Genomic DNA, 12,505 nt, shown 5'->3' with positions numbered 1-12,505 from the left:
CTCCCGGCCGCGTCGTTTGACCGCACAGTTGGAGCCCCACTTGAACTTCGATGAGCTGCTCGGGAACTTCCCGGCTCTGACCATCACCGGGCTGGAACAGGGCGCGATCTACGCGCTCGTCGCCCTCGGGTACACCCTCGTGTACGGCGTTCTCCGCCTGATCAACTTTGCCCACTCCGAGGTCTTCATGGTCGGTACGTTCACCGCCCTGTGGACCTGGGAGGCCCTCGGCTACGACCAGAACTCCCCCTCGCCCGCCCTCGGCCCGCTGATCCTCGCGCTGGTGGCCGGCCTGGTCGTGGCGGCGGTCGCCTCGGCGGCGACCGCGGTGACCGTGGAGCTGGTCGCCTACCGGCCGTTGCGCCGGCGCAACGCACCGCCGCTGGCCTTCCTCATCACCGCGATCGGCGCGTCGTTCGTGCTCGCCGAATCCTTCGGCATCGGCACCGAACGGGCGCCGTTCGGTATGCCGACGCTGATCCCCGCCGAGACGGCTTTCACCGTGTTCGGCGCGGCCGTCACCAACATCCAGCTGCTCATCCTCGGCGTCACGCTGGTGATGATGATCGGCCTGGACCAGTTCGTGAACCGCAGCCGGCTTGGCCGCGGCATCCGGGCGGTGGCCCAGGACGCGGACACGGCCGCCCTGATGGGCGTGAACAAGAACCGGGTGATCCTGCTGGTCTTCGTGCTCGGTGGCCTGATGGCCGGCGTCGCGGCCCTGCTGTGGAACGTCCGGTACGGCTACACGAAGTTCAACGTGGGCTTCCTGATCGGGCTGAAGGCATTCGCCGCGGCGGTCCTCGGCGGTATCGGCAACCTGCGCGGCGCGCTGCTCGGCGGCCTGCTGCTCGGGGTGGCGGAAAACTACGCCGCCGGCCTGTTCGGTGGAGACTGGAAGGACTTCACCGGCTTCGTGCTGCTGATCGTGCTGCTGATGTTCCGGCCCACCGGCCTGCTCGGCGAATCTCTCGGGAGGGCGCGCGCATGACCGCCACCGTGGACAAGGGCCGCTCCCCGGCCCTCAAGGGCCGCTGGGCGGCGATGCCGAAGCAGGTCCGCTGGGCCGCGATCGCGGCGCTGATAGTCCTGCTCTACATCCTGCCGAACAGGTGGTTCTACGAGTACCTCGGCTTCCCCATCGGCAGCGAGTACTTCGCCTTCTACACCACCCGGTCGGACTTCGCCGGGGTGCTGTTCGACACGGCCGTGTTCGTGCTGCTGGCCGTCGGGCTCAACGTGGTGGTCGGCTTCGCCGGCCTGCTCGACCTGGGCTACTTCGGCTTCTACGCGCTCGGCGCGTACACGGTGGCGTTGCTGACCTCGCCGGAGAGCCGGCTGGGGACGAACTGGCCGTGGTTGGCGGCGGTCCCGATCGCGGTCATGGTCGCGATGATCTCCGGCGTGATCCTCGGCGGCCCGACGCTGCGCCTGCGCGGCGACTACCTGGCCATCGTGACCCTCGGCTTCGCCGAGATGATCCGGCTCTACGCCGCCCGCAACGAGGGCGTGTTGCAGGGCCAGCGGGGCATCCCGGCGATCCCGCACCCGCCGGGCACCGGCTCGGACGGCAAGCCGCTGTTCGGGGTGGTCGACGCGCGGCCCTACTACTGGCTGCTGTTGACGCTGATCCTGCTGGTGATCGTGCTGGTGCGGAACCTGGCCAACAGCCGGGTCGGCCGGGCCTGGGTGGCCACCCGCGAGGACGAGGACGCCGCCGAGGTCATGGGCGTGCCGACGTTCAAGTACAAGCTGTGGGCCTTCGCCATCGGGGCGGCGGTGGCCGGCCTCACCGGCGCCGTCTTCGCCGGCAAGCAGACGTTCATCAACTCGGACCAGTTCGTGCTGGAGAGTTCCATCCTGGTGCTCGCGGCGGTCATCCTGGGCGGGGCGGGCAACATCAAGGGCGCGATCGTCGGCGGCGCGATCACCTGGTACCTGCCGGAGTGGCTGCGCGGCGTCGGCGACTTGGTCGGGGTGGAGTTCGACGCGGCCGAGTACCGCATCCTCGTGTTCGGTTTGGTCATCATCGTGATGATGATCTTCCGCCCGCAGGGCATCGTGCCCAATCGGCGGCGGGCGGCGGAGTTCGCCGACCGGCGTCAGGAGGCGGTTCCGCAGGAGAAGGTGCCCAGTGAGTGATCCGCAGATGAAGAGCGAACGCGACGCCAGCAGCGACCGCGACATCACCGCCGACGGCCGCAGCACGGTCGGCGTGCCGCCGGAGCCCGGCTCCGGCGCGCCGGCGGCGGCGACCCCGGCAGGGCCGGACGCCGCAGGGCGGGAGCCGCTGCTGGAGGTCGACGACGTCACGCTGCGCTTCGGCGGCGTGGTCGCCCTCGACAAGGTCAACTTCACCCTGTACAGGGGGGAGATTCTCGGTCTGATCGGCCCGAACGGCGCCGGCAAGACGACCTGCTTCAACGCGATGACGGGCGTCTACCGGCCCACCGAGGGCGAGATCCGGTTCAAGGGCCAGCGGACCAACGGCAAGCGGCGCTCCTGGATCACCAAGGCCGGAATCGCCCGGACGTTCCAGAACATCCGGCTCTTCCCCGAGATGACGGCCCTGGAGAACGTGATGGTGGGCGCGGACGTCCACCACAAGACCAGCGTCATCTCGGCCATGCTGCGGCTGCCGCGGCACTGGCAGGAGGAGCGGGAGGGCCGGGAGAAGGCGTACGAGCTGCTACGGTTCGTCGGCATCGAGCGGCGCGCGAACGACCTGTCCCGCAACCTGTCGTACGGCGAGCAGCGCCGCCTGGAGATCGCCCGGGCCCTGGCCACCGACCCCGCCCTGCTCTGCCTGGACGAGCCGGCCGCCGGCTTCACCCCGGCGGAGAAGGAGGAACTGCTCGGCCTGATCCGCATGATCCGGGACAACGGCACGACCGTGCTGCTGATCGAGCACGACATGCGGCTGGTGATGGGCGTGACCGACCGGATCGTCGTGCTGGAGTTCGGCAAGAAGATCGCCGAGGGGTTGCCGGCCGAGGTCCGGGACGACCCGAAGGTGATCGCCGCGTACCTGGGGGTGCCGACCGATGCTGCTTGAGATCAAGGACCTGACCCTGCTCTACGGGCGCATCCAGGCGCTGCACGGGATCAGCCTGGTGGTCAACGAGGGCGAGGTGGTCGCGCTCATCGGCGCCAACGGCGCGGGCAAGACCACCACGATGCGGGCGATCTCCGGGTTGCGTCCGGTGGCCCAGGGCTCGATCGTCTTCGACGGCACCGACGTCACCCGGATGCGGGCCGACCTGCGGGTGACCCGGGGGATCGGGCAGGCGCCGGAGGGCCGGGGCGTGTTCCCGGGCATGACGGTGTTGGAGAACCTGGAGATGGGGGCGTACACCCGCCGGGACAAGGCCGAGATCGCCAAGGACCTGGCCATGGTGCTGGACCTGTTCCCCCGGCTGGCCGAGCGGCGCAAGCAGGCCGGCGGCACCCTCTCCGGCGGTGAGCAGCAGATGCTCGCCGTGGGCCGGGCGCTGATGGCCCGCCCCCGGCTGCTGCTGCTCGACGAGCCGTCGATGGGCCTCGCGCCGAAGCTGATCCAGCAGATCTTCGAGATCATCACCCGGATCAACGAGCAGGGCACCACGATCCTGCTGGTGGAGCAGAACGCCCAGCAGGCGCTGTCCCGCGCCCACCGGGGCTACGTGCTGGAGACCGGCCGGATCGTCAAGGAGGGCAGCGGCCAGGAGCTGCTGCACGACCCGGCGGTCAAGGAGGCGTACCTCGGCGTGGCCTGACGCGCATCGCCGGCGGCCGGTCGTCCCCCTCGCGGGGCGGCCGGCCGCCGCCGTTGCGGGCCGTGCCGCGCGGCGGGGATGTCGGGCGTACGGGCTAGAGTCGCTGCCGTGACAGCTACGACGCCGCGCCTGCTCCTCGTCGACGGACACTCCCTGGCATACCGGGCGTTCTTCGCCCTGCCGGTGGAGAACTTCTCCACCACGACCGGGCAGCCGACAAACGCCGTCTACGGCTTCACCTCGATGCTGATCAACGTGCTGCGCGACGAGCAGCCCACCCACATCGTCGTGGCCTTCGACGTCTCCCGCCACTCCTTCCGCACGGAGAAGTACGCGGAGTACAAGGCCGGCCGCAGCGAAACCCCCACCGACTTCAAGGGCCAGGTCAGCCTCGTCAAGGAGGTCCTCGCGGCGCTGCGGATCCCGGTGGTGGAGAAGGAGGGGTACGAGGCCGACGACGTCATCGCCACCCTCGCCTGTCAGGCGCGCGACCAGGGCATGTCGGTGCTGATCACCACCGGCGACCGGGACGCCTTCCAGCTCGTCGGCGACAGCGTCACCGTGCTCTACCCCCGCAAGGGCGTCTCCGACCTGGCCCGGATGGACCCGGCCGCCGTCGAGACGAAGTACGGCGTGAGCCCGCAGCGCTACCGCGACCTGGCGGCGCTGGTCGGCGAGACCAGCGACAACCTGCCCGGCGTGCCGGGGGTCGGCCCGAAGACCGCCGCCAAGTGGATCAACCTGTACGGCGGGGTCGAGGGCGTGGTGGCCCGCGCCGACGAGATCAAGGGCAAGGCCGGCGAGAGCCTGCGCGAGCGGCTCGCCGACGTGATCCGCAACTACGAGATCAACTGCCTCGTCTGCGACCTGGAGCTGCCGATCCGCCCCGAGGACGCCCGCTGGGCCGGCTGGGACCGCGAGGCCGTGCACCAGGTCTTCGACACGCTGGAGTTCCGCATCCTGCGCGACCGGCTCTACCAGTACCTGGAGGCCGTCGAGCCGGAGGCCGAGGCCGGGTTCGACCTGGCCGCCGAACGGCTCACCGAGCCCGGCAGGGTGACCGCCTGGCTGGCCGCGCACGCCCCCGCCGGCACCCAGGTCGGCGTGGCGGTGAAGACGCCGGCCAAGCCGAGGGACCCACGCGAGCGCTACGAGCCGCAGCTCGACGCCCTGGCCCTCGCGCTGGCCACCGGCCCGGCGGCGTGGCTCGACCCGGCGGAACTGGCCGAGTCCGACGAGCGGGCCCTGGCCGCCTGGCTGGCCGACCCGGCCCGGCCGAAGGTGTTGCACGACAGCAAGCACGCCCGGCTGGCGTTCGCCGCCCGCGGCTGGTCCCTGGCCGGCGTCGCCCGGGACACCGAGCTCGCCGCCTACCTGGCCCGCCCCGACCAGCGCTCCTACGACCTGACCGACCTGGCGCTGCGCTACCTGCACCGCGAGCTGCGGGTCGACGCCCCGGAGACCGGGCAGCTCACCTTCGACGGCCTCGGCGACGACGGCGAGGCCGAGCAGAACCTGATGCTCCAGGCCCGGGCCACCCTCGACCTGGCCGACGCGATCGACGCCGAGCTGTCCCGCGACGGCGAGCAGTCCGCCCGGCTGATGGCGCAGGTGGAGCTGCCCCTGTCCGAGGTGCTCGCCGCGATGCAGCGGGTCGGCATCGCCGCCGACCTGGACTACCTCCAGGAGCTGGAGGCCCACTTCGCGGGCGAGGTGAAGTCCGCCGCGCAGGGGGCGTACGCCGCGGTGGGGCGGGAGTTCAACCTGGGCTCGCCCAAGCAACTCCAGGAGCTGCTCTTCGGCGAGCTGGGGCTGCCCAAGACCAAGAAGATCAAGACCGGCTACACCACCGACGCCGACGCCCTCCAGTGGCTCTACGCGCAGAACCCGCTGCCGGTGCTGGAGCACCTGCTGCGCCACCGGGACGTGGCGAAGCTGAAGACGACCGTCGACGGCCTGCTCAAGTCGGTCTCCGAGGACGGTCGCATCCACACCACGTTCAAGCAGACCGTGGCGGCCACCGGCCGGCTCTCCTCCACCGACCCCAACCTGCAGAACATCCCGATCCGCACCGAGGAGGGCCGACGAATCCGCCGCGCCTTCGTCGTGGGGAAGGGGTTCGAGTGCCTGCTCACCGCCGACTACAGCCAGATCGAGATGCGGATCATGGCGCACCTGTCGTCGGACGACAAGCTGATCGAGGCGTTCAACTCCGGCCACGACTTCCACGCCGCCACCGCCTCGTCGGTGTTCGGGGTGCCGGTCGCCGAGGTCACGGCCGACCAGCGGCGCAAGATCAAGGCGATGAACTACGGGCTGGCGTACGGGCTGAGCGCGTTCGGCCTGTCCCAGCAGCTCGGCATCACCGCCGAGGAGGCGCGCGGACTGATGGACAACTACTTCGCCGGGTTCGGCGGGGTCCGCGACTACCTCCAGGAGGTGGTGGCCCGAGCCCGGCACGACGGCTACACCTCCACCATCCTGGGCCGCCGCCGCTACCTGCCGGACCTGGTCAGCGACAACCGGCAGCGGCGGGACATGGCCGAGCGGATGGCGCTCAACGCCCCCATCCAGGGCTCGGCGGCCGACATCATCAAGGTCGCCATGCTGCGCGTCGACGCCGGGCTGCGCGAGGCCGGGCTGCGCTCGCGGATGCTGCTGCAGGTGCACGACGAGCTGGTCTTCGAGGTCGCCCCCGGCGAACGGGACACCCTGGAGGCGCTGGTGCGCAGCCAGATGGGCGAGGCGTACCCGCTGTCGGTGCCGCTGGAGGTCTCCGTCGGGCAGGGCCGGGACTGGAACAGCGCCGACCACTGACCGGCCCTGCCGTGGAGCGAGGCTCGCTCACCGGAGCGGGTCGTGGCCCCAGTTCATCAGCGACCAGCGCCACCGCGTGTCCCGCACGTCGCCGGAGGGCCGCTGGGCCAGGTGCCGGTGCACGTACCCGACGACCTTGCGCATGTGCCGGTAGTCGGCCTCCGTCAGCTCGGAGCGCTTGCGGCGCAGCAGGTCGACGATCCGCCGGCCGGACGAGTGCCCCACCGACTCGCCGCCGGTGGTGCCCTTCTTCCGCCAGCCGACGTGCTTCGACTCGTCGGTCTCCAGCCAGGTCGACAGCTCGCCGGGTCGCATGTTGACCGCCTCGGTGAACTCCCGGTAGGTGTCCCCGTGCGGCTCTCCGTCACTCCCGCTCATGGCGCAGCACCTCCGGCCGGTGGGCGACGTCCCGCCCCGAGTCGTCGTTGCGGATGCGGTACTGCGGCTGCTCGGGGGACGCGTTCACGGTGTGGCCCCGCACGTGCGTGCGCTCAGTGATCTTCTCGCGGATCACGCCGTACGCCCGCCCGCTGTGGCTGGCCCAGGAGACGTGGTCGCCTGCGCGGAATTCCCTCTGTTCGGCCATGCGCCCTGGCTACCCGGGGTTCCTGCGGTGTACACCCTCCCGTTGCGGGAGGGGGTGGTCGCCAAGCAGTGGGCAGTCGGAGGCCATCACGACCTCCGGAGTGGCTCCAGGGCCGGTGCGCCAGCGCGGTCAGGGGCGGCTCGAACGGCTCGCCCCGGATCACCCTCGGCACCTGATGCCTTGCCGACCAGCCCGATCCGTACCGTTACCAGGATGGACGAGCGCCCAGCACATCTCGAACCCGCCGTCACCCGTCGCGCCGTGTCCGACGCTGAGGGCAGAACGGCGAGCCGCCGTTGGTGGGACCACGATGCCGACAGCTACCAGGAGGAACACGGCACTTTCCTCGGAGATGTCGACCTCGTGTGGTGCCCGGAGGGCCTGCGGGAGGCGGAGGTGCGGCTGCTCGGCGACGTCAAGGGCACCCGGATGCTGGAGCTGGGCTGCGGCGCGGCTGCGGGCTCGCGCTGGCTGGACGGCGAAGGGGCGGACGTGACGGCGCTGGACCTGTCTGCCGGCATGTTGCGACAAGCCAGGCTGGCCGCCGAACGCTCCGGCGTGCACGTGCCGCTCGTGCAGGCCGACGCCCTCGCGCTTCCGTTCCGGGCGGGCACGTTCGACACGGTGCACACGGCCTTCGGTGCCGTGCCGTTCGTCGCGGACTCCGCAGCCCTCATGCGCGAGGTGTTCCGGGTGCTGCGTCCGGGCGGGTCGTGGGTCTTCGCCGTCACGCACCCGATGCGCTGGGTCTTCCTGGACGACCCCGGTGAGGGTGGCCTGATGGCGGTGCACTCCTACTTCGACCGCCGCCCGTACGTCGAGGAGGACTCGTCGGGGGTGCCGGCCTACGTCGAGGCGCACCGCACCTTCGGTGACCGGGTCCGCGAGCTGACGGCCGCCGGCTTCGTCCTCCGCGACGTGGTGGAACCGGAGTGGCCGCCGGGGCACGAGGAGATCTGGGGCCAGTGGAGCCCGCTGCGCGGCCGGTTGTTCCCGGGGACCGCCATCTTCGTGGCCTGGCGTCCCACCGCCCCGTGACCCGGCCGATGGGCACCGTGTCGCGGCTGGGCGGCACCGGCCGGCTGCCTCTTGCCGGGAAAACGCCGTTATGCGGGTGAACGTCATGATCCGTCGCGAAAGCGGGCTGGATCACTTGTCCCAGGGCTTGCACGCTGTGGTAATGCGCACGGTAGGCTAGACGATGCGCTCGCGGGTCGCGTGCCTCGGCAGGGAGAAGGCGCGCGGTCGCGGAGTTCCAGACGGAGCCACATCAGGACCTCACTAGTGATTGTTCGGTGTGCCCGGCGACGGATCCGCTGGCGCGAACAGGTCACCGCGACACCAGCCTGCTGTGACAACCCATCCGACCGGAGCAACCGCCCACATGACGAGCAGCATCGAGGCCCCCTCGAGCGCCACCCGGGTCACCCACGACGATCTCGGTTCCGAGGAGGCTTTCCTCGCCGCGATCGACGAGACCATCAAGTACTTCAACGACGGCGACATTGTCGAAGGCACCGTCGTCAAGGTCGATCGGGACGAGGTCCTGCTCGACATCGGCTACAAGACCGAGGGTGTCATCCCCTCTCGGGAGTTGTCGATCAAGCACGACGTGGACCCGGCCGAGGTCGTTTCGGTCGGTGACCACATCGAGGCCCTGGTTCTCCAGAAGGAGGACAAGGAGGGTCGTCTGATCCTCTCCAAGAAGCGGGCGCAGTACGAGCGGGCCTGGGGCACGATCGAGAAGATCAAGGACGAGGACGGCGTCGTCCGCGGCTCGGTCATCGAGGTCGTCAAGGGTGGTCTCATCCTCGACATCGGGCTGCGCGGCTTCCTGCCCGCGTCCCTGGTCGAGATGCGGCGGGTGCGTGACCTGCAGCCGTACGTCGGCCGCGAGCTCGAGGCCAAGATCATCGAGCTGGACAAGAACCGCAACAACGTGGTCCTGTCCCGCCGGGCCTGGCTGGAGCAGACGCAGTCCGAGGTGCGCACCGAGTTCCTCAACAAGCTGCAGAAGGGCCAGGTCCGCAAGGGCGTCGTGTCCTCGATCGTCAACTTCGGCGCGTTCGTCGACCTGGGCGGCGTGGACGGCCTGGTGCACGTCTCCGAGCTGTCCTGGAAGCACATCGACCACCCGTCCGAGGTCGTCGAGGTGGGCCAGGAGGTCGAGGTCGAGGTCCTGGACGTCGACCTGGACCGCGAGCGGGTCTCGCTGTCGCTGAAGGCGACCCAGGAGGACCCGTGGCGGCAGTTCGCCCGCACCCACGCGATCCAGCAGATCGTGCCGGGTAAGGTCACCAAGCTGGTGCCGTTCGGCGCCTTCGTCCGGGTGGACGACGGCATCGAGGGCCTGGTCCACATCTCCGAGCTGGCCGAGCGCCACGTGGAGATCCCGGAGCAGGTCGTCCAGGTCGGCTCCGAGGTCATGGTCAAGGTCATCGACATCGACCTGGAGCGCCGCCGGATCTCGCTGTCGCTCAAGCAGGCCAACGAGGGCTTCGTCGAGGGCGAGGAGCACTTCGACCCGACCCTCTACGGCATGGCCGCGACCTACGACGCCGAGGGCAACTACATCTACCCGGAGGGCTTCGACCCGGAGACGGGCGAGTGGCTCGAGGGGTACGAGAAGCAGCGCGAGACCTGGGAGAACCAGTACGCCGAGGCCCGTCAGCGCTGGGAGGCCCACACCAAGCAGGTGCAGACCTCCCGGGCCGCCGACGCCGAGGCCGCTGCCAACCCGGCTCCGGCCGTGTCGACCGGCGGCACCACCACCTCGACCAGCTCGGCCCCGAGCCGGCAGGCCGAGGAGCCGGCCGGCACCCTGGCCACCGACGAGGCGCTCGCCGCTCTGCGGGAGAAGCTGGCCGGCGGCAAGTGACCCTGTGACGACTCCGGCCGGGCGCGGCTGACGCGCCCGGCGAGGAGCCGCCGCTGACGACGACGGGCCCCGTCCCCGCGATCCGGTTTCTACCGGGCCGCCGGGGGCGGGGCCCCTCGCGTTCCCCGCCACCTGTCCCTCGCCCCCACCCCGGCGGCGGTGGCCGGCAAGAACACGTGCTCGATCGTGGACCGGGTGGCCTCGCGCCCGGCCGCAGGCCACTCTTTGCCGGATCGACTGTGATCATGGGGCGGGCGCGACCGCGCGGGGGCGGAACCGACGGCGGTGGCCCGGTTTGGCGGCGCGGGGGGCGGTCCGGTTGACTAATGCGGTGCTGATGGTGGGACTGACTGGCGGGATCGGGTCCGGCAAGAGCGCGGTCGCGGCCCGGCTGGCCGGGCTCGGTGCGGTGGTGATCGACTCCGACCGGATCGCCCGGGAGGTGGTCGCCGTGGGCAGCGCGGGGCTGGCGGAGATCGTGGCCGCCTTCGGGGACACCGTCCTCGGCCCCGACGGGGCGCTGGACCGGGCCGCGCTGGGCGGGGTGGTCTTCGCCGACGAGGCGGCCCGCCGCCGGCTGGAGGCGATCACCCATCCCCGGGTCCGGGCGCGGACCGCCGAGCTGGCCGCCGCTGCCGCCCCCGACGCCGTCGTGGTCAACGACGTGCCGCTGCTGGTCGAGGTGGGGCTCGCTCCGACGTACCATCTGGTGGTCGTGGTGCAGACGGAGGTCGTCACCCGGCTCGCGCGGCTGGCGCGCGACCGGGGGATGACCCGGGCGGAGGCCGAGCGGCGGATCGCCGCGCAGGCCGACGACGCCCGCCGCCGCGCGGTTGCGGACGTGGTGCTGCGCAACGACGGCACCCTCGACGAACTGCACGCCGAGGTGGACCGGCTGTGGCGCGACCGGCTGCTGCCGTACGAGAAGAACCTCCGGAGCCGTCGGGTGGCCGACCCCGAGGGGGCGGGCCTCACCGGCCCCGATCCGACCTGGCCCCAGCAGTACGCCCGGCTGGCCGCCCGGATCCGGCACGCGCTCGCCCCGGCCGACCCGCGGATCGACCACATCGGCTCGACGGCCGTCGCCGGCCTCGCCGCCAGGGACGTCATCGACATCCAGCTGACCGTGCCGAGCCTGGTCGAGGCGGACGGCCCCCTCGCCGAGCGCCTTGCCGCTGCGGGCTTCCCCCGGCTGCCCGGCCAGTGGTGGGACAGCCCCCGCCCGGCGGGCAGCGGCCGGTGGGAGAAGCGGCTGCACGGCAGCGCCGATCCGGGCCGTCCGGTGCGCCTGCACCTGCGCGCGGAGGGCTCGCCCGGCTGGCGGTACGCGCTGCTGATGCGCGACCACCTCCGCGCCGACCCGGATCAGCGGGCCGCGTACCTGGCGCTCAAGGGGGAGTTGGCGGCCAGCGCGCCGGAGGGGAGCACCCCCGCCACGGCGCGGGACCCGTGGTTCGACGAGGAGCACCACCGCGCCGAGGAGTGGGCCGTGCGCACCGGTTGGCGGCCCTGAGCCGGCTGGTGTGCTGGCGCGGCCGACGGCACCGGGTCCGGCCCGTCGGCGTCAGCGGCGGGCGGGCGGCTTGGCCGGCGGCGGCAGTGCCGGCACCGGGCCCGGCGTCAGGTCGAGCTGGGCGTACGTGCCGAGCCGGGTGCGCAGCTCCAGCCGGCGCAGCAGCCCGGACCGGTCGATCCAGTAGCGCAGCCCGCCGTGTTCCGCGTCCGCCTCGATCACGTCGACGGCCCGGCCGGCGAGGTGGTCCCCCCGGATCCGGGTCGCCGGGCCCGCCGGCTTTGCCGCCACGCCGACGCGCAGCGCGGCGGCCAGCAGCAGGTCGATGTCGCCCGTGTCGTCGGTGTGGGGCACGCTGTGCTGCCAGCTGTGCCGGGTGCTCGGCGGAGGCAGCGGCGGCGGGGCGGTGGGGGCACCGGTGGCGGCCGTTGACCAGACCCCGGTGGCGTCGTAGCGGCGCAGCGTCCGGCCGGCCCACGCGTCGGCTCCGCCGACCGACAGGTACGCCGCCCCCGCCGCCCAGCTGATCCAGCCGGTGCCGCGTACGACCCCGCCCGGTGCGACGGGCGCGGTGAGCGTCGCGGCGGCCCCGCCCCGGGTCCGCATCCGGGTGGCCAGCCGGGCCAGCCGGTTCTCCTCGGGCCCGGTGAGCGCCCGGGGCAGCCCCGGGCGGCCACCGAGCGCGGCCACCGGCCACAGCACCGGTCGGTTGGTCCGCTGCAACTCCAGCGTGACCGGCACGCCGCCGGGAAAGCGTCCCTCCAACCGGTGCAGCCGGGCGTCGCGGTCCACCCACCAGCGGGCGGCACCGTCGAGGAGCGGGGCGGTGGGCGGGGCCACGACCGGCAGGCTGATTGCCGGCCCGGGCCAGCCCACGGTCGCCCCCGGGACGCTCGGCGTCGCCTTCCGCGGCGTGGCGGGGCGCGGCGGGCCCGCCGCAGCGTGTCGGTCGGCCG

General features: G+C 72.0%; 9 protein-coding genes and 2 pseudogenes. 8 read left to right on the top strand and 3 right to left on the bottom strand.

What is annotated here, in order from left to right; genetic code table 11:
- The first annotated feature begins 40 nt into the window (after positions 1 to 40).
- From MCAG_RS06055 to polA, 5 genes are all read left to right on the top strand, one after another.
- Positions 41 to 991: a branched-chain amino acid ABC transporter permease gene (locus MCAG_RS06055; protein ID WP_036372524.1), complete on the top strand. Its 951-nt coding sequence runs from the start codon at positions 41 to 43 to the stop codon at positions 989 to 991.
- Positions 988 to 2,142: a branched-chain amino acid ABC transporter permease gene (locus tag MCAG_RS06050; protein WP_036372522.1), complete on the top strand. Its 1,155-nt coding sequence runs from the start codon at positions 988 to 990 to the stop codon at positions 2,140 to 2,142. The genes MCAG_RS06055 and MCAG_RS06050 overlap by 4 nt, the downstream gene beginning before the upstream one ends.
- A 7-nt stretch (positions 2,143 to 2,149) precedes the next feature.
- Positions 2,150 to 3,055: an ABC transporter ATP-binding protein gene (locus tag MCAG_RS06045; RefSeq protein WP_083802205.1), complete on the top strand. Its 906-nt coding sequence runs from the start codon at positions 2,150 to 2,152 to the stop codon at positions 3,053 to 3,055.
- Positions 3,045 to 3,755: an ABC transporter ATP-binding protein gene (locus MCAG_RS06040; protein WP_007072089.1), complete on the top strand. Its 711-nt coding sequence runs from the start codon at positions 3,045 to 3,047 to the stop codon at positions 3,753 to 3,755. The genes MCAG_RS06045 and MCAG_RS06040 overlap by 11 nt, the downstream gene beginning before the upstream one ends.
- Positions 3,756 to 3,863: 108 nt before the next feature.
- Positions 3,864 to 6,572, top strand: coding sequence for a DNA polymerase I (gene polA, locus MCAG_RS06035; protein ID WP_007072088.1), 2,709 nt, complete (start codon positions 3,864 to 3,866; stop codon positions 6,570 to 6,572).
- Between the two features lie 30 nt (positions 6,573 to 6,602).
- Here the strand turns inward: polA and MCAG_RS06030 are convergent.
- A pseudogene (locus MCAG_RS06030) lies at positions 6,603 to 6,950 on the bottom strand (DUF3140 domain-containing protein); the annotation flags it as partial.
- Positions 6,937 to 7,158 carry a DUF2945 domain-containing protein gene (locus tag MCAG_RS06025; RefSeq protein WP_036372518.1) on the bottom strand — a complete coding sequence of 74 codons (222 nt, stop codon included), beginning with the start codon at positions 7,156 to 7,158 and terminating at the stop codon, positions 6,937 to 6,939. The pseudogene MCAG_RS06030 and the gene MCAG_RS06025, both read right to left, overlap by 14 nt.
- Before the next feature lie 213 nt (positions 7,159 to 7,371).
- Here MCAG_RS06025 and MCAG_RS06020 point away from each other — a divergent pair, with 213 nt between their 5' ends.
- The 3 genes from MCAG_RS06020 (at position 7,372) to coaE (ending at position 11,549) form a co-directional block, all read left to right on the top strand.
- On the top strand, positions 7,372 to 8,196 hold the full coding sequence (locus tag MCAG_RS06020) for a class I SAM-dependent methyltransferase (RefSeq protein WP_007072087.1): 825 nt from the start codon (positions 7,372 to 7,374) through the stop codon (positions 8,194 to 8,196).
- Between the two features lie 346 nt (positions 8,197 to 8,542).
- The gene (gene rpsA / locus MCAG_RS06015; RefSeq protein WP_007072086.1) at positions 8,543 to 10,036 is read left to right on the top strand and encodes a 30S ribosomal protein S1; all 1,494 of its coding nucleotides are present in this window, start codon (positions 8,543 to 8,545) and stop codon (positions 10,034 to 10,036) included.
- Between the two features lie 331 nt (positions 10,037 to 10,367).
- On the top strand, positions 10,368 to 11,549 hold the full coding sequence (coaE, locus tag MCAG_RS06010; RefSeq protein ID WP_007072085.1) for a dephospho-CoA kinase: 1,182 nt from the start codon (positions 10,368 to 10,370) through the stop codon (positions 11,547 to 11,549).
- 51 nt (positions 11,550 to 11,600) lie between these two features.
- Here the strand turns inward: coaE and MCAG_RS06005 are convergent.
- Positions 11,601 to 12,505: pseudogene (locus MCAG_RS06005) on the bottom strand (hypothetical protein); the annotation flags it as partial.

The organism is Micromonospora sp. ATCC 39149 (genome assembly GCF_000158815.1).
Lineage (GTDB): Bacteria > Actinomycetota > Actinomycetes > Mycobacteriales > Micromonosporaceae > Micromonospora.
The sequence above is the reverse complement of the archived record's forward strand: the minus strand, read 5'-3'. Positions and strand labels throughout refer to the sequence as shown.